14 protein-coding genes are annotated in these 16,389 nt (G+C 66.6%); 10 read left to right on the plus strand and 4 right to left on the minus strand.

Annotation, left to right across the window (positions count from 1 at the left end; genetic code table 11):
* Positions 1-162 precede the first annotated feature (162 nt).
* Genes ABZS43_RS07225 through ABZS43_RS07270 form a run of 10 tightly spaced genes read left to right on the plus strand, consistent with a single transcriptional unit; the run spans position 163 to position 9,679 of the window.
* Positions 163-1,461: an LLM class flavin-dependent oxidoreductase gene (locus ABZS43_RS07225; RefSeq protein ID WP_355034930.1), complete on the plus strand. Its 1,299-nt coding sequence runs from the start codon at positions 163-165 to the stop codon at positions 1,459-1,461.
* A 25-nt stretch (positions 1,462-1,486) separates the two neighbouring features.
* The gene (locus ABZS43_RS07230) at positions 1,487-2,296 is read left to right on the plus strand and encodes a coniferyl-alcohol dehydrogenase (protein ID WP_355034981.1); all 810 of its coding nucleotides are present in this window, start codon (positions 1,487-1,489) and stop codon (positions 2,294-2,296) included.
* Positions 2,297-2,348: 52 nt separating this feature from the next.
* On the plus strand, positions 2,349-3,344 hold the full coding sequence (locus tag ABZS43_RS07235; protein WP_355034931.1) for a cyclase family protein: 996 nt from the start codon (positions 2,349-2,351) through the stop codon (positions 3,342-3,344).
* Positions 3,345-3,365: 21 nt separating this feature from the next.
* On the plus strand, positions 3,366-3,980 hold the full coding sequence (locus tag ABZS43_RS07240) for an NADPH-dependent FMN reductase (protein WP_355034932.1): 615 nt from the start codon (positions 3,366-3,368) through the stop codon (positions 3,978-3,980).
* Positions 3,977-5,170, plus strand: a complete 1,194-nt coding sequence (locus ABZS43_RS07245; protein WP_355034933.1) for a 3,4-dihydroxy-2-butanone-4-phosphate synthase — start codon at positions 3,977-3,979, stop codon at positions 5,168-5,170. Before ABZS43_RS07240 ends, ABZS43_RS07245 begins: the two co-directional genes overlap by 4 nt.
* On the plus strand, positions 5,167-6,036 hold the full coding sequence (locus ABZS43_RS07250) for an alpha/beta hydrolase (protein WP_355034934.1): 870 nt from the start codon (positions 5,167-5,169) through the stop codon (positions 6,034-6,036). The genes ABZS43_RS07245 and ABZS43_RS07250 overlap by 4 nt, the downstream gene beginning before the upstream one ends.
* A 31-nt stretch (positions 6,037-6,067) precedes the next feature.
* A complete protein-coding gene (locus tag ABZS43_RS07255) occupies positions 6,068-6,904 on the plus strand; it encodes an SDR family oxidoreductase (protein ID WP_355034935.1) in 837 nt (278 codons plus the stop codon).
* Between the two features lie 47 nt (positions 6,905-6,951).
* Positions 6,952-7,146: a ferredoxin gene (locus ABZS43_RS07260; RefSeq protein WP_355034936.1), complete on the plus strand. Its 195-nt coding sequence runs from the start codon at positions 6,952-6,954 to the stop codon at positions 7,144-7,146.
* A 49-nt stretch (positions 7,147-7,195) separates the two neighbouring features.
* Positions 7,196-8,428 carry a cytochrome P450 gene (locus ABZS43_RS07265; RefSeq protein WP_355034937.1) on the plus strand — a complete coding sequence of 411 codons (1,233 nt, stop codon included), beginning with the start codon at positions 7,196-7,198 and terminating at the stop codon, positions 8,426-8,428.
* Positions 8,429-8,476: 48 nt separating this feature from the next.
* Positions 8,477-9,679 (plus strand): cytochrome P450, encoded by a 1,203-nt coding sequence (locus tag ABZS43_RS07270; protein ID WP_355034938.1) that lies wholly within the window; start codon positions 8,477-8,479, stop codon positions 9,677-9,679.
* A 143-nt stretch (positions 9,680-9,822) separates the two neighbouring features.
* Here the strand turns inward: ABZS43_RS07270 and ABZS43_RS07275 are convergent, their stop codons facing one another.
* From ABZS43_RS07275 to ABZS43_RS07290, 4 genes are all read right to left on the minus strand, one after another.
* Positions 9,823-11,301 carry a DNA mismatch repair protein gene (locus ABZS43_RS07275; RefSeq protein WP_355034939.1) on the minus strand — a complete coding sequence of 493 codons (1,479 nt, stop codon included), beginning with the start codon at positions 11,299-11,301 and terminating at the stop codon, positions 9,823-9,825.
* On the minus strand, positions 11,298-12,812 hold the full coding sequence (locus ABZS43_RS07280; RefSeq protein WP_355034940.1) for a DNA mismatch repair protein MutS: 1,515 nt from the start codon (positions 12,810-12,812) through the stop codon (positions 11,298-11,300). Before ABZS43_RS07280 ends, ABZS43_RS07275 begins: the two co-directional genes overlap by 4 nt.
* Positions 12,813-12,920: 108 nt before the next feature.
* Entirely contained in the window at positions 12,921-15,389 is a 2,469-nt protein-coding gene (locus ABZS43_RS07285; protein ID WP_355034941.1) for a CoA transferase, read from the minus strand.
* A gap of 36 nt (positions 15,390-15,425) precedes the next feature.
* Positions 15,426-16,385: an enoyl-CoA hydratase/isomerase family protein gene (locus tag ABZS43_RS07290; RefSeq protein WP_355034942.1), complete on the minus strand. Its 960-nt coding sequence runs from the start codon at positions 16,383-16,385 to the stop codon at positions 15,426-15,428.
* Positions 16,386-16,389 lie beyond the last annotated feature (4 nt).

Below are 16,389 nucleotides of genomic sequence, written 5' to 3' on the forward strand. Positions count from 1 at the left end.
GCACGCCGCCGCTCGGTACGTCGCCGCCCGGCCCGCGGGCGATGCCAGCGATGCCCCGGTCACAGACAGCAGGGCCACAGACAGCACGGCCACACACAGCACGGCCACAGACAGCACCGCCACAGACACCGATTCGTCAGTCGATTCCATCGGAGGAAATAGATGAAAATATCCCTGTTCTACGAATTCGCGCTGCCTCGGCCGTGGGTGGCCGATGACGAGCGGCTCCTGTTCCAGGATGGACTCGACGAGGTGGAAGCGGCCGATAAGGCCGGTTTCTCGACGGTCTGGTTGACCGAGCATCACTTCCTCGAGGAGTACTGCCACTCGACCGCGCCGGAAATGTTCCTCGCGGCGGCCAGTCAGCGGACGAAGGATATCCGCCTCGGATTCGGCATCATGCATATGCCGCCGAATATCAATCACCCGGCGCGTGCGGCCGAACGAATCGCCACGCTCGATCTGATCTCGAACGGGCGGGTGGAATTCGGCACCGGCGAATCCTCCTCCGTCGGAGAACTCGGCGGCTTCAATATCGACCCGGCCGACAAGCGCGGACAGTGGGACGAAGCGCTTCAGGTGGCGATCCGCTGCATGATGGAAGAACCCTTCAGCGGTTTCAAGGGCGAGCACATCGAGATGCCCGCGCGCAATGTGGTTCCCAAGCCGTTGCAGAAGCCGCACCCGCCGGTGTGGGTCGCGTGTACCAGGCCATCGTCGGTGCAGATGGCGGCCCAGAAGGGCCTGGGCGCACTGAGTTTCGCCTACACCGGCCCCGAGGCGCTCGGTGAGCGGGTCAGGGGCTACTACCAGGAATTCGAAGACGCGGCGGCGCCGTCCATCCCGCAGATGAACCCGAATATCCTCGCCATCGGCGGTGACCTGTCGATGATGGTGGCGCCCACCGACGAGCAGGCGATCGAGCGGCTCGGGATCGGCGGCGGGTTCTTCTCGTTCGGCATCATGCACTACTACATGACCGGTCAGCACACCCCCGGCCGCACCAAAGTGTGGGAGACCTACGCTTCCGAGGTCGCCAACGATCCGACGCTTGCCTACGGTCCCGGTCGCGGCGCGATCGGCTCTCCGGACACGGTGCGCGAATTCCTGCGCAGCTACGAGGCGTCCGGTGTCGACGAGATCATCCTGCTGCTGAATCCGCGCAGCCACGAGGCGACGATGGAATCCATCGAATTGATGGGTAAACACGTACTTCCGGAATTCATCGAACGCGACGAGCAAGCGGTCAAGGCGAAGGCCGCGCGCCTCGAGCCCGTCCTCGCCAAGGCCGAGGCACGCCGGGTGCCGTGGGCGATTCCGGAATTCGACGAGAGTTACGCGTTCGGCGGTCTGCCGACCGGTCGCGGCGGCACCTACACCGCGAACGAGGTTCCCGAGGCGATGGCGGAAATGGCCGAGGGCCAGGCCCAGGCCGCCGAACGTGCCGGGGATGCGAACTGATGACTCCGCGTCCGGGCGTCTGACGATGGCCCCTATCCACGAACTGTGGCGCTACGACGGCAAACGTGCCGTCGTCACCGGATGTGCCTCCGGTATCGGGGCCGCTCTGGCGCGTCAGCTGCGTGAACTCGGCGCCGAGGTGGTCGGGCTCGACGTGGCGTCGCCGACGGTGGGACTCGACGAGTTCCACCACGTGGATATGGCGGATCCGGACTCGATCGATCGCGCCGCGCGCGCGGTCGATCGAGTCGATTCGCTGTTCAACGTCGCGGGCGTCTCGTCCGGGATCGGCGATCCGCTGCGCGTGGTGACCATCAATTTCCTCGGTCTGCGTCGATTCACCGAGGCATTGGCCCAGTCGATGCGCCCGGGTTCGGCGATCGCGAGCGTTTCCTCGTTGGCCGCGGCCGGATACCGCGACAATCAGGAAAGCGTGCGCGGATTGCTCGACACCACGACGATGTCGGAGGGGATCGCGTGGTGCGGGCGGAATCCGGAGGCCGTGGCCGACGGTGGATACCGCCTGTCGAAGGAAGCGATCATCCTCTACACCATGGCGAACGCCGCGGCGCTCGGCGCGCGCGGCATCCGAATCAATTGCACCGGACCGGGAGTGACGGAAACGCCGATCCTGGATCAGCTGCGAACGGCCTACGGCCAAGACTATCTCGACGATATCGCCAAGCCGTTGGGCCGGGTCTCCGAACCCTCCGAGCAGGCGGCTGTGCTCGCCTTCCTGAACAGTCCCGCGGCCAGTTACGTGACCGGCCAGGTCCTGTGGGTCGACGGCGGCAATGTCGGCGGACGAATCGCGGCGGAGATCGCCGCCAAGTGATATCTCCAACGACCCGAACTATGCGAGCAATCAACGTGGAAGGAGCGGCGCTGTGGCCAATTTGACCGATTTCCGGCGAGTCGCCGAGAGTGTGCGGAACTGGGGCCGATGGGGCGCCGCCGACGAACTCGGGACACTCAACTTCATCACCCCGGCCAAGGTCGCCGAGGCGGCCGGGCTGGTCAGGCACGGGCGGGTGTTCCCGCTCGGCATCGATTTCGGATCGTCCGGACCGCAGGGCGCGTTCCAGTTCCGGCAGAATCCCGTGCACGTGATGACCGTGGACGGCGGCGACGCGCGGACCCTGGTCGAATACGGCTCGAAATGGCCGGCCAATACCGTCGGACAGCAGCTGAGCAGCTTCTTCGACGGCGAGGAGAATCCGTTCCGCTTCAACGACGACATGATCATCATGCCGTTGCAGGCCGCCACCCAGTGGGACGCGCTGTCGCACGTCTACTACGAGGACAAGCTCTACAACGGGTTCCCGGCGGATTCGGTCACCAGTCTCGGCGCGTTCCACTGCGGCATCGACAAAGTGGACAGCAAAGGCATCACCTCGCGGGGCGTGCTGCTCGACCTGGTCCGCCATCGCAAGGCCGACACCTACCTGGCGCCGGGAAACCCCATCACGCCAGAGGAATTGGACGAGGTGGTCGCCGCCCAGGGCGTGACCGTCGGCAGCGGCGACATCGTCCTCATCCGCACCGGCTGGCAGGCGCGCTTCCTCGAGACCGGCGACGGCACCGAACCGTATTCGGGCCTGGACTGGCGGTGCGCGACGTGGTTGCACGAGCGCGAGGTGGCGGCGGTCGCGGCCGACAACCTCATGGTCGAGGATCCCGTTTCCGGGGTCGACGGCACATTCCTGCCCATGCACATGCTGTGCCTGCGGGATATGGGCCTGATGCTGGGGGAGTACTGGGATCTCGACGCACTGGCCGCGGATTGCGCCGCCGACGGCGTGTACGACTTCCAGCTGATCGCACCACCGCTGCGAGTCATCGGCGCTGTCGGATCGCCGATCAACCCGGTCGCCATCAAGTAGTGAGAACACGAGGTAACGGTCATGACCGCAAGTACAACCAGCGCACCGGAATCCACCGTGACCGGTGACGGATCTCCGTTCGTCGTCGGCATCGGCGGCACCCTGCGGGCGAACTCGTCGACCGAGCGCGCCCTGCGGCGCTGCCTGGCGGCGGTCGAGCAGCAGGGCGGCCGGACCGCGCTGTTCAGCGGCGAGGACATCAATCTGCCGATGTACAGTCCGCACGATACGAGCCGTACACCGCAGGCGACGGCCCTGGTCGACGCGCTGCGCCGGGCCGACGCCGTCATCGTGGGATCGCCGGGCTATCACGGCGGCATCTCCGGTCTGGTGAAGAACGCACTCGATTACATCGAGGATCTGCGCGCAGACCCGACCGTGTACCTCGACAACAAGCCGTGGGGCTGCATCACCTGCGCCTACGGGTGGCAGGCCGCGGTGGGCACGCTCGGCCAGTTGCGGGTGATCGGCCACGCCCTGCGCGCGTGGCCGACACCGCTCGGCGTGGCGATCAACTCGGCCGAGCAGATCTGGGACAGCGCGGGCGAATTGACCGATGCCACGGTCGAGAATCAACTCGAGCTGCTGGCGACCCAGGTCCTGGCCTTCGCCCGCAGTTCGGGGGCGACGTCGTGACCGGCCCGGACGCGGTGGGGGTCGCGGTCGAGGCGGTGCGATCCGGACGGATGGTCATCGTCGTCGACCGCACCGACGATTCGGGAACAGGCAATCTCGTGCTCGCCGCGGGACATATCCGCGCCGATGCGGTCAATTTCATGGCGACGGCGGGGCGCGGCCTGATCCGGGTCGCCATGAGTGCGGCGCGACTCGATGCCCTCGGCATCCCGCCCGCCGATCCCACCGCGACCGGGCCCGCCCGCGACACATTCCGCGTCTCGGTGGACCTGGCCACCGGGACCGCGCCCGGTATCAGCGCGCGCAGTCGTGCCGATACGATCCGCGCGCTCACCGATCCGGCGGGCACGGCGCGCGATTTCGCCCGCCCCGGACATATCTTCCCGATCGGGTGCGGCGAGGGTGGTGTCCTCGCCGTGGCGGCCCATCCGGAGGCGGCGGTCGAACTCGTCGTGTCGGCCGGTCTCGATCCGGCGGCGGTCCTGTGCGAGATATGCGGTGGCGACGGCGAATTGGCGCGCCTACCGGAACTGCTCGAACTCGGCCGCGCGCACGATATCCCCGTGGTCACCATCGCCGATCTGATCGATTACCGCCGCCGCGAGCTGTGCCGGGTGCGGCGGGCGGGCGAGGCCAGGATTCCGCTGGAGGCCGGACAGTTCCGCGCGATCGGCTACGTCGACGGAACCGGCCGCGAACATATCGCCCTCGTCTGCGGCGAACCCACTGCCGTCGAAGCCCCGCTGATCCGGGTGCAGAGCGAATGTCTGCTCGGCGACGTGTTCGGGTCGCGGCGCTGCGACTGCCGTGACACCCTGCGCCAGTCCCTGGCGCGCATCGCCGAGGCGGGTAGCGGCGCGGTCGTCTATGTGCGCGGTCCCGACGACGTGGTGTCCCGCACACCCGCGACCTGCCCGCGTGCCGCCTGCGACCCCTCGCAACGAAATGCGCTGGTGCACACGGATCTCCGGTCGGCCTGCGATATTCTGGCCGATCTCGGCGTGCGCGCGATCCGGTTGCTCGTCGACACCGCCGACGCGGCGGAACTGCCCGACGACATCCGCGTCGTCGAACGGATCGAGCTCACCGCACAGAATTCGTTCGCGCGGGCCGGCGGCGCGAGGGGCCCGGCGCGGCGGCGTCAGGGATACGGCGTCGCCGCGGCGGATCGAGTCCGGAGCGCGATATGACGGTCGAACGTAGAACCGTGGTCGTGGACGGTTTGTCCACGAGTTACCTCGAGGCAGGCGTCGGCGAACCCGTCGTGCTGCTGCACGGCGGTGAATTCGGGGCGAGCGCGGAACTCGGGTGGGAGCACACCATCGGCGCGCTCGCCGAGCGCTACCGGGTACTCGCCCCCGACATGCTGGGATTCGGGCATTCGGCCAAGGTCATCGACTTCACCGACGGCAGGGGCATGCGTATCAGGCATGTCGCTCGATTCTGCGCGGCACTCGGGGTGAGTTCGGCGCATTTCGTCGGCAATTCGATGGGAGCGATCATGCTGCTCGTCGACGCCACCTCGGAAACGCCGCAACTGCCGATGCGCAGTCTCGTCGCGATATGCGGCGGCGGCGAGATCCAGCGCAACGAGCATATGCGGGCGCTCTACGACTACGACGCGTCGCTGGAGGCGATGCGGCGCATCGTCGCGGCGCTGTTCCACGGGTCCGCCTACCCGGCGGACGAGGGGTATGTGGGCAGACGTTTCGAGTCCAGTACCCTGCCCGGCGCGTGGGAAGCGGTGGCGGCGGCGAGATTCCGCAGACCGGGTGCCGACACGCCGACCGCTCCGTCGAGCGAACGTCCCTACGAACGTATCGCGGTGCCGACGTTGATGGTGGAGGGCGGCGGCGACAAATTACTGCCACGGGGTTGGGCGGGCGAGATCGCGGACCGGATCGCCGGGGCCCGTTCGGTGGTCATCGAGCAGGCGGGGCATTGCCCGCAGATCGAGCGGCCCGATGCGGTGAACGCGGTGCTTCGCCAATTCCTCGAGGGCAGCGCGATCGCGGTGCCATCGGCGAAACAGTCTGTACCGAGCGGGATCTCGTGATCGCTCGATCCGAACGAAAGGAGTGAGGGCCATGGCCAACGAACTGTCGGGGAAGGTCGCGATCATCACCGGCGGCAGCTCGGGCATCGGTCGCGCGATCGTCGAGCGCTACCACGCCGAAGGCGCGCGCGTCGTCATCGCGGACACCAATCGCGAACGCGGCGCGGAATTGGCCGATCACTGCGGGACCGGGGCGATCTTCCAGTACGCGGATGTGGGTGATCCGGAGCAGGTCGCCGGTTTGGTGAGCTTCGCGCTCGACGCGTTCGGCGACCTGAACATCATGGTCAACAACGCGGCGATCTCCGGCACTTTGTACAAGAGCATTCTGCTGGACGATCTCACCGATTTCAGCAGGGTTATGTCGGTCAATGTGCTCGGGGTGATGGCGGGCACCCAGTTCGCGGCGCGGTACATGGCCGAGAACGGCGGCGGCTCGATCGTGAACATGTCCTCGATCGGCGGCATCCAGGCCGGTGGCGGCGTCATGACCTACCGGGCGTCGAAGGCCGCGGTCATCCAGTACACCAAATCCGCCGCGATCGAGTTGGCGCAATACGACATTCGCGTCAATTGCATCGCACCGGGCAATATTCCGACCACCCTGCTCGCGTCCTCGGCCGCGGGGATGTCGCCGGAGCGAGCCGAACGTTTCGCCAAGGTGGTGCGGGAGAATATGCGCGCGGACCGGCCGTTGGACCGGGAGGGGACTCCGGAGGACGTCGCGGAGGCGGCGCTGTACTTCGGCAGCGAGAGATCCCGCTACCTCACCGGCACCGTTCTGCCGATCGATGGCGGCACCGTCGCGGGCAAACCGATCAAGCGCCGGGCCGAGACGAATGCGCAGGCGGTGTCGAGCCGTGGGTGAGCGTCCCGAGCGGGATGCCCGGTGATCGAACAGAAGGGAAGGTTTCGATGAAAGTAACTGTCGAACAAGGCAAATGCGTCGCGGCCGGGCAGTGCGTCATGCACGCGCCCGACGTGTTCGATCAGCGCGAGGACGACGGCATCGTCGTGCTGCTCGAAGAGAATCCGCCCGAGGAACTCGCCGAGGACGTGCGGCAGGCGGCGGCGGTATGCCCCGCCATGGCCATCCACATCGAGGAATGACAGAGATTTCGAGACGCCGCCATCGCGGCCCGAACCCACAGGAGTGACCGTGTCCGACACGACGACGGCGACCACCACCACAGAGATTCCCGAATATCCGATCGAGAAATCGGCCGCGTGCCCGTTCTCGCCCGCCCCGCGGATCCGCGAGTTGGCGGCCGTCAAACCGCTGAACCGCGTACGCATCTGGAATGGCAGCACGCCCTGGCTCGTCACCGGATATACCGAGCTGAAGGCGCTGATGTCGGATCCGAGGGTCAGCGTCGACGACCGCAGGCCGGGATTCCCGCATTGGAACGAGGGCATGCTGGCCACCGTGGACAGCCGTCCCCGGTCGGTGTTCACCAGCGACGGTGAGGAACACACCCGGTTCCGCCGGATGATGACCAAGCCCTTCACCTTCAAACGCGTCGACGCGCTGCGGCCATCGATTCAGCAGATGACCGAGGACCATATCGATCGGATGCTGGCCGGGCCGCAGCCCGCCGATCTCGTGGAGGCGCTGGCGTTGCCGATTCCCACGCTGATGATCAGCGAAATGCTCGGCGTGCCGTACAAAGATCACGAATTCTTCCAGCGCCACGCGACCGTCGGCGTCGACAGGTACGCGACGAAGGAGCAGGCCGCGGAGGGCAGGGCCGGACTCGCGCGGTACCTGATCGACCTGATCAAGGTGAAATTGGACGAACCCGCCGAGGACGTCGTCTCCGATCTCGCCGAGCGGGTCCGTTCGAATGAACTCACCATGCGCGAAGCCGCCCAGCTCGGCACCGGCCTGCTGATCGCCGGGCACGAGACCAGCGCGAATATGATTTCGCTCGGTGTGCTCGCGCTGCTGGAGAATCCGGAACAGTTCGCGCTGCTGCGCGATACCGAGGACCCGAAGCTGGTCGCCAACGCGGTCGAGGAATTGCTGCGGTATCTGAGCATCATCCAGAACGGTCAGCGGCGCGTCGCGATCGAGGATATCGAGATCGCCGGGGAGACCATCCGGGCGGGCGAGGGCATCATCATCGACCTCGCGCCGGCGAACTGGGATCCGAGCGCATTCCCCGATCCCGACAAACTCGATCTGGCCAGGCCCGCGCGCCACCATGTCGCGTTCGGATTCGGGGTGCACCAATGCGTCGGTCAGCAGCTGGCCCGGGTGGAGTTGCAGATCGTCTTCGAGACCCTGGTGAAACGGGTGCCGACATTGGAACTGGCGATCCCGTTCGATCAGGTCGAATTCAAACACGATCGGCTCGCCTTCGGCGTGTACACGCTGCCCGTCCGCTGGTGAGCATTCAACGCTCGCACGAATAGATGTAACTCTCGAAAGGCTATTTCCGTGACGACCAGTGCGGCCAGTGACGTCCACTATGATCCATACGACGTACAGCTCAACAATGATCCGTACCCGATGTTCAAAAGACTCCGCGACGAAATGCCCCTCTACTACAACGAGGCGCACGATTTCTACGCGGTGAGCCGTTTCGACGACGTCAACGCGGGGCTCATCGATAAGGACACCTTCATCTCGGGCCGCGGCGCGATCCTGGAGCTGATCAAGGCGAATATCGAAATACCCTCCGGCGCACTGATCTTCGAGGACCCGCCGGTGCACGACATTCATCGCGCACTGCTGTCGCGCATGTTCACCCCGCGTAAGATCATCGCACTCGAGGCGAAGATCAGGGAGTTCTGCGCGCAGAGCCTCGATCCGGTCGTCGGCACCGGCCGCATCGATTTCATCGCCGACCTCGGCGCGCAGATGCCCATGCGCACCATCGGCCTGCTGCTCGGAATTCCCGAGGAGGATCAGGAAGCGATCCGGGATTTCGCCAACGAACAGATGCGTACCGAAGAGGGGCAGCCGATGAAGGCGGCCTCGGACGGAATGGTCAGCGGCGATATATTCGCCGCGTATATCGATTGGCGGCGCGAGCATCCGTCCGACGACATCATGACCGAACTGCTGAATGTCGAATTCGAGGACGAAACCGGCACGTACCGGCGCCTGACCCGTGAAGAACTGCTGATCTACGTCAATGTGGTGGCGGGCGCGGGTAACGAGACCACGACCAGGCTGATCGGCTGGGCGGGCAAGGTGCTGGCCGAACACCCCGACCAGCGCAAGCAGTTGGTGGAGAATCCGAAACTCATACCGCAGGCGATCGAGGAACTGCTGCGGTTCGAATCCCCCGCCCCGCATGTGTGCCGCTACGTGAACCGCGATGTCGAGTTGCACGGTCGGACCGTGCCCGAGGGCAGCGTCATGATGTTCCTCATCGGCGCGGCCAATCGCGACCATCGCCAATTCGCTCCTGACGGCGACGTCTTCGATATCCACCGCAACGCGCGGCAACACCTGTCGTTCAGTGTCGGCACCCACTTCTGCCTCGGTTCGGCATTGGCGCGACTGGAGGGCAGGGTCGCGCTCGAGGAGATCCTCAAGCGGTTCCCCGAATGGGATGTCGATATGTCCGGGGCCAAACTGTCTCCCACCTCGACGGTGCGCGGCTGGGAGTCCATGCCCGCGTTCACGTCGTGACCGAAGGCTGAGACCCGCCGATCCCCGTCGTCGAGGGCCGTGCCGCGGCGGTCCTCGGCGATCCGGTGATCGCGGTCGCCTTGCTCGCGAGGCAGGGGTGAATGCCCGACGTCACAGGGCGTTCGGTGGCCGACGCCGGATATTCACGGTGCTTCGGGGCGGCTCCCGAAGATCTCGGCGAAGATATCTCCCCCGTGGCTGGTCGGCGCGGGCGCGCCGGTCCGCACGCGGTAGGTGCGGCGGCCGTCGGAAGCGCGTTCGACCCGCAGGAACAGATCCGATTCGGATCCGGCGGCGTAGCGCTGGCTGGTGAGTTCGAACAGGTGCGTGACCAGCACGATCTTGACGCCGGAATCGAGTAGCGCCGAGACTATGGGCTCGGCGACGGCGGCGGCCTCCCGGTCGTTCGTCGAGGCGAACGGTTCGTTGCACAACAACATCGCGCCGGGTCGGATCCGGTCGGTGATCTCGCGCATACGGGCGAGTTCCTCGTCGAGGCGGCCGTGTTTCATGCCAGGATCCTCACCGCGCACGAAATGCGTGAAGACGCCGTCGCGCACGTCCGCGGTGAACGCCTCGGCGGTGACGAACATCCCCGCCTGCATCATCAGTTGCGCCGTGCCGACGCTGCGCAGGAACGTCGATTTGCCGCCGCTGTTGGCGCCGGTCACCACGACGAGGGTGGCTCCCGCCGCGTCGATGTCATTGCCGACGACATCGGTCGCCGTCAGGGATAACGCCGCGTCGCGCAGATCGCGGCAGCGCAATGTCACACCGCCCTCGGGTGCGAGGACCGGGAAGCACACCGGTGTGCCCGTCCGGGTCAGCCGCTCGCGCAGGTTCAGGCAGCCCAGGTAGAACGCCAGCTCGGTGCGCAGTCGGCGGAAGAAGTCCTGCACGTTGTCGGTCGCGTTCGAGATCACCTCCGCGACTGATTCGAGTGGCGGTTCGATGACATCTCTCAGGGGGTCGTTGTTGTGTTCGAAATCGCTGGGGGCCTCGAATTCTGTGCCCGAGCGGCGGCGTAACAGCGTGCGTTCGGCGCTTCGCGGCGGTTCGTGGAGGATGATGCGGTCGGCCTTGTTCCCGGCGCCGATTCCGGCGCTGAATATCATACCGTTATCGAAATACAGTGCGGCCAAATGCTGTTCGAGCATGGCGAGGTAACCGTCGTCGAGCTGGTCGGCCAGTACCTCACGCAAGCGGACCAGGCCGTCGGAGGTGCAGGAAGCGGCGTATTTCGCGCAGGTCCGGCGCAGCTCGCGCAGGTGATGCACGAGGGCCTCCAGCGGTTGCAGTGCCAGCCCGAGCTTGGCCCTCGGCTCGCGCCCGCGTCCTATCCAGCGTCGCACCGATGTCGCCTCGGTGGCGATGGCGTACAGGGCGCGCGGCATCGCCGGATCGGCACAGCAGTCCGCCAGCACGTCCTGCCGGTACCGGATCACCTCGATATCGGTGAGGCTGTCCCGCACCACCGCTCTCACGACGCTTCCGATGAAATCGTCATCTCCCGCCATGGCCGAGTACAGCTGCTCGAGGCCGAGGTCGTCCGCCATCGCGGCCCCGTTACGCGCGATCCGCGCGTCACGGCGGGGTGGTCGCAACAGGCCGACCGGGATCATCGGACCCTCGCCCGGATCTCGTCATAGGTGAGCCCGTGCCGGTGGGCGACCGCGACGGCGTAGGCGGGCCCGTCCGGCGGGCGCCGATCGATGCGGAAGGTCCGCACCGGATCATCCCCCGATTCGACACCGGCGACCATGCTCACCACCTCCGGACCGAGTTCGGCCAGTTCCTCCAGGAATGTCACGTATACCGCCACCGCACCGCGCTCGATGATCCGCCGCAGCACCGCACCGCCGATCAGCCGGGCATCGTCGGCCGTTGTCGTACTGAAGCTTTCGTTCAAGACCAGGACGCTGCGCTCGGTCACGCGGGGCAGGATGTCACGGATTTTGGCGAGTTCTTGCGCCAGCGCGCCCCCTGGATCGTCGAGGTCGTCCTGCCGGACGAAATGGGTGAACAACCCGTCGGGCAGTGACAGCCGTGTCCGCGATCCGGGAACCGGGCAGCCGAGCGCGGCGAGGTAGAACAACTGGCCGATCATGCGGGCGAAGGTGCTCTTGCCTCCCTGATTGGGGCCGGTGACCACGAGGACCCGTTCCGCGCCGTCGAGCCGGAAGTCGTTGCCGACCACCGTCGCTCCCGCAGCCGAGAGTTGGTGCGCGAGAGCGGCGTCGAAGGCGCCTTCGGCGAATACGCCCGCGAAGTCGGCGGTGATCTCCGGATAGCAGTAACGCGGTCCCCGCGCGGTGAGCGAGCGAACGAACCCCAAGTAGCCGAGGTAGAAGCGCAGCTCGGCATCGAATCGCTCGACCACCGGGTCGATGAAGTCGCGGTAGCGGTTCGCGTGCCGCTCGAGTTCCGCGAACACCATCGGGTGCTGCGCGGTGACGGCGGCGAGAATGCGTTCCTCGACCTCGTTCATATCCGACCAGGGATTACCCGGACGCGGGGGAGCGGGATCGCCGTCGGGACGGAAGCGCGCGAATGCCGCCGCGACGATCTCGCTGTAGTCGGATCGCCCGTCGTACCGATCGACCACGACCGACCGCCCGGTCACACGCACCCGGTAGCGCACAGCGTCCAGCGCCGCGCGAATCTTCGCCGCATCGGTCGTCAACCCGCGGAAACGGTCTGCGCCGACGTAGTCGCTCAACCATGCCCGCCAGTAGCGTAACCCGTTCGAGCGCAACGGCATATCGCGCAGCGCGGCGCACATATCCAGGATCGTCCGGCAATACACCGCCTCCGCGTCCAGTTGCCATCGATCGCGCTGCCGTGGGTGACGCAGGCGCTGTGCGTGCTCCAGATGCTCCAGGACCGAGCGCATGCCTGCGCCGAAGGCATCGAACGCGGCGCGGATCTCCTCGACTTCGAGATCGCGGAACACCCCGTGCCGGTAGGACACCGTCGAAATCTCGCGCAGCGGACGCGTTACCGCTTCCTGGTCCCCGATACCGGCGGCGGCGAAAACCTGGTCCAGATTCAGATCGGCGAGTACCTCCGGCGCGACCCGTACCGCCGCGGTGTCCCGGTCACCACCCCACAGGATGCTCCCATCCCACGTCAATCGCGGTCCTCCCCACCGATCCCGACGCCGCGCGTCCGTATGCGTGATCGCACGCGACTATGCCATATCGCCCGATCGAATCGAGTCGGCTCGCCCCGATCTGCCGGATTACTTCGTCGCGGCCCGTCCGCCGGACACGGCCGGGGCGTTTCCGATGACACCGTCCGCCTCCAGCGCGGTGATCTCGGCATCGCTCACCCCGAGCCCGCGTAACAGCTCCCGATTGTGCTGCCCGAGCAGCGGCGCGGGCCCGGCGTGGAAACTGCTCGGTCCCAGCGAGAATCGCGCCGGCACCGTGCTGTGCCTGGCTGTCGCGTTGACCGGATGCCCGACGGCCTCGAAGAATCCGCGCGACTCGAGTTGCGCCAATTCCGCCTGTCGATGCGGTTGCATCACCTGGGCGACCGGAACGCCCGCGCCCCAGAGGATATCGACGATCTCCTCGGCGGTGCGGGTCGCGCACCACGCGGACAGATGTTTGTCGATCAGATCGTGCCGCTCGCGCCTGCCCGACGCGCGGGCCAGCGCCGGGTCCGTCGCCCAGGCCGGATCGCCCAGTGCCGCGCACAGGGCGCTCCACTGCGCGTCGGTCTGCACCGCCACCGCGACCCAGCTGTCGTCGCCGCCGAATTCATCCGGTTCGACAGTGCGATAGAGGTTCTGGGGCGCCGCCGCGGGGCCTCGATTGCCCGCGCGCTGCAAGAGCGCGCCGTAGGCCGAGTATTCGATCACCTGCTCGGCCGTCACATTGAGCGCCGCCTCCACCATCGCCGCCTCGACCAGCACGCCCTCGCCGGTGCGGCGGCGATGGCGCACCGCGAGCAGCAGGGCGTTGAGCGCGTGGATGCCCGCGTTGGGATCGCCGATGGAATACGGCTCGACGGGATTCTGGTCGGGATGTCCGGTCAGCCACGTCAGGCCGGAGGTGTCCTCGATGACGTAGGCGAAGGCCGGATGCTCCCGCCACGGACCGTCGAGCCCGAATCCCGGCATCCTGACCATGATCGCGTCCGGGCGCAGCGCCCGCACCGCCGGGTAGTCGAGCCCGATCTGCTCGAGCACGCGCGGGGTGTAGTTCTCCACGATGACGTCACAGGCGGCGACCAGTTCGGTGAGCAGTTCGCGTCCGCGTTCGGTGCGGAAATCCAGTGTCAGACCCTTCTTTCCGGTGTTGAGACCGGAGAAGATCGGGGACTTCTCCCACCACTGGTCCTCGGTGATCGGCACGCCCGCGATGAGCCTGGTGCCGTCCGGCTTGGCCGTGGACTCCACGTGGATCACCTCCGCGCCGAGCATGGCCAGATAGTGGGTGCACGAGGGTCCGGCCCAGAAGGTCGTCAGATCCAGGACCCGTAGATCACGGAACGGCAGTGCGTCCGGGGTCCGGCCGGTGTCGGAGACGGCGCGCCGCGGCGGTTCGGCCCGATAGTGTTCGGTGTGCTCACCGATCCCCGGTGCGGGTTCCGGTTCGCGCAACAGCGGGGGCGAGGTGCGGAACGGAGGGCCGGGCTGGGTGAAACCGTCACGCGGATTGGTCGTGAAGAAGTCCCGCGCCTGGTGATGGTCCATCTCGGTGACATTGGCCCCGTGCGCGACGGGCCCGTTCGGGATGCGGAAAGCCGTTGCCAGATCACGGATCTCGGCCACGGTCTGCTCGGCCAGCCAGCCGTTGATCTCCGGCGCCTTCTCGTTGGCGCGTTCGGTGATCGACGGGACGATACCCTCGTCGATCCACTCGGGATGTCCGACCATGGCGCACAGATCGAACCACTGCTGCGCGGTGCCGCAGCCGAGCGCGACGAGACCGTCCGCCGCCGAGGCCACCCCCGGCACGCTGAGCCTGCGCTGGGTGCGGAACGGGCGGCCGAGCGCCTCGTAGAACGAGACGGGAAAGTAGGTCAGACTCAGGATCTGGGTTTCCAGCATCGCGAGATCGACCAGTTCGCCGACGCCGGTGCCCGCGGTCCGCAGGAGCGAGGTCATGGTCACCGCGGATGCGTAAGCGCCCGCGAACCATTCGCCGACGCGCCCGCCCACGTGCACCGGCGCACGATCGGGAGCGCCGCGCCCCAGTCCCATGATTCCGCCCGACCACGCCTGGAGGGTGAATTCCGTCGCCGGTCGGTCACGCCACGGGCCGTCGAGCCCGAACGGACTGATCGCGGTGACCACGAGGTGGGGGTGATCGCGCCGGATCACGCTGGGGGACAGGCGCGGATGGTCGGCCACGGGTGTCCCCGACGACCACACCACCGCGTCGGCCCCGGCCAGCAGGGTGTCGACGAAATCGAGATCACCGGAGACGCCGACGTCGGCGACGACGCTGTCCTTGGTGCCGTTGAGGAAGCTGAACAGCGCCCCGTCGGCCTCCTGGGCGATCTCGGTCGATGACGCCGACCACCGCCGCAGCGGATCACCCTCCGGCGGTTCGACTTTCACGACGCGCGCCCCGCCTTCGGCCAGCAGTTTCGTGCAGTAGGCGCCTGCGATCCCGGTCGAGAGATCGATGACGACGACACCGCTGAGCGGCGGTTCGGTCCCGGATGCCGACGTATCGGGGGCATGTTTCGACGCCATGTCACTCCACCTGTCATGCCTGCGCGCTCGCGGCGGCTACGAATCCTTCTTGCGGCCCGACTTGCTCAGGCGGAAATCGGGCGGGTACTTACTGTCGACATCCTTGACCGCGTTGTTGAGGCCGTTCTCGAACGCGTCGTCGAGCATCAGGTCGTTGTCGTCGGGCCGGACGTAGCCGCCCATGGATTCGAAGAAGCCGCTGAGCAGGCTGCCCATGTATTCGCCCTGGTGTTGCTTCATGATCTCGAAGAACACCTTCTGCATGAAGACGGTGTCGGTCGGCCTGGTGCGGGCGCAGGCGAGCGCGTACTTCTCCGTCTCCGCCTCCAGATCCTGCCGTGCGACGACCTTGTTGAGGAAGTTGCAATCGTACATCTCCGCGGCCGTGAACGCGCGGCCGGTGAACACCATCTCCTGGAATTTGCGCATGCCCATGGTTTGCACCCACGTCCACATGCGCGGGCCCCAGCCGTAGTACCGGAACGACGGATGCCCGAAAAGCGCGTCGTCGGAGGAGATCACGAGATCGGCGTCGGCGGCCTGATAGAAGTGCCAGCCGTAGCAGTAGCCCTTCACCTCGAGGATGCTGATCTTCTTGAACTCCTGCAGACTCCGGCAACCCGCCTGCGCGTTGGCGTACCACTGATTGATCGTGGCGCCGTGGCGGAAGGAATCCTTCGGCGGGTACCTGACCTCGTCCTCACCGATCTTGTATTCGCTCAGGCGTGGACCCTGCGACGGCGAGTTCTGCATCTCCATGAATTCCGGCAGGTCCGCACCGGTGCCGAGATCATCGCCGACCCCGCGCACCACCAGCACCTTGACGTCGTCGTCCACGCTGGAGCGGTGGATCAGATCGGCATAGCGCAGCCGCGCCGCCATGGTCGGCGCGTTGAGATGGTCGGGCCGATCGAAGGTGATCGTCGCGATCCTGGTCTTGGGATCTTTCTCGTAGCGAATGATCTCTTCGGCCGAGGGTTGCTCGGAACCGGACATCGGG

This window comes from Nocardia sp. NPDC005366 (assembly GCF_040606855.1).
Lineage (GTDB): Bacteria > Actinomycetota > Actinomycetes > Mycobacteriales > Mycobacteriaceae > Nocardia.

Bases quoted from the DNA above. Each gene is read 5' to 3' on its own strand.
- ABZS43_RS07260 (WP_355034936.1), top strand. From the start codon at position 6,952: ATGAAAGTAACTGTCGAACAAGGCAAATGCGTCGCGGCCGGGCAGTGC.
- ABZS43_RS07230 (WP_355034981.1), top strand. From the start codon at position 1,487: ATGGCCCCTATCCACGAACTGTGGCGCTACGACGGCAAACGTGCCGTC.
- ABZS43_RS07290 (WP_355034942.1), bottom strand. From the start codon at position 16,385: ATGTCCGGTTCCGAGCAACCCTCGGCCGAAGAGATCATTCGCTACGAG.
- ABZS43_RS07285 (WP_355034941.1), bottom strand. From the start codon at position 15,389: ATGGCGTCGAAACATGCCCCCGATACGTCGGCATCCGGGACCGAACCG.
- ABZS43_RS07225 (WP_355034930.1), top strand. From the start codon at position 163: ATGAAAATATCCCTGTTCTACGAATTCGCGCTGCCTCGGCCGTGGGTG.
- ABZS43_RS07240 (WP_355034932.1), top strand. From the start codon at position 3,366: ATGACCGCAAGTACAACCAGCGCACCGGAATCCACCGTGACCGGTGAC.
- ABZS43_RS07255 (WP_355034935.1), top strand. From the start codon at position 6,068: ATGGCCAACGAACTGTCGGGGAAGGTCGCGATCATCACCGGCGGCAGC.
- ABZS43_RS07275 (WP_355034939.1), bottom strand. From the start codon at position 11,301: ATGATCCCGGTCGGCCTGTTGCGACCACCCCGCCGTGACGCGCGGATC.
- ABZS43_RS07250 (WP_355034934.1), top strand. From the start codon at position 5,167: ATGACGGTCGAACGTAGAACCGTGGTCGTGGACGGTTTGTCCACGAGT.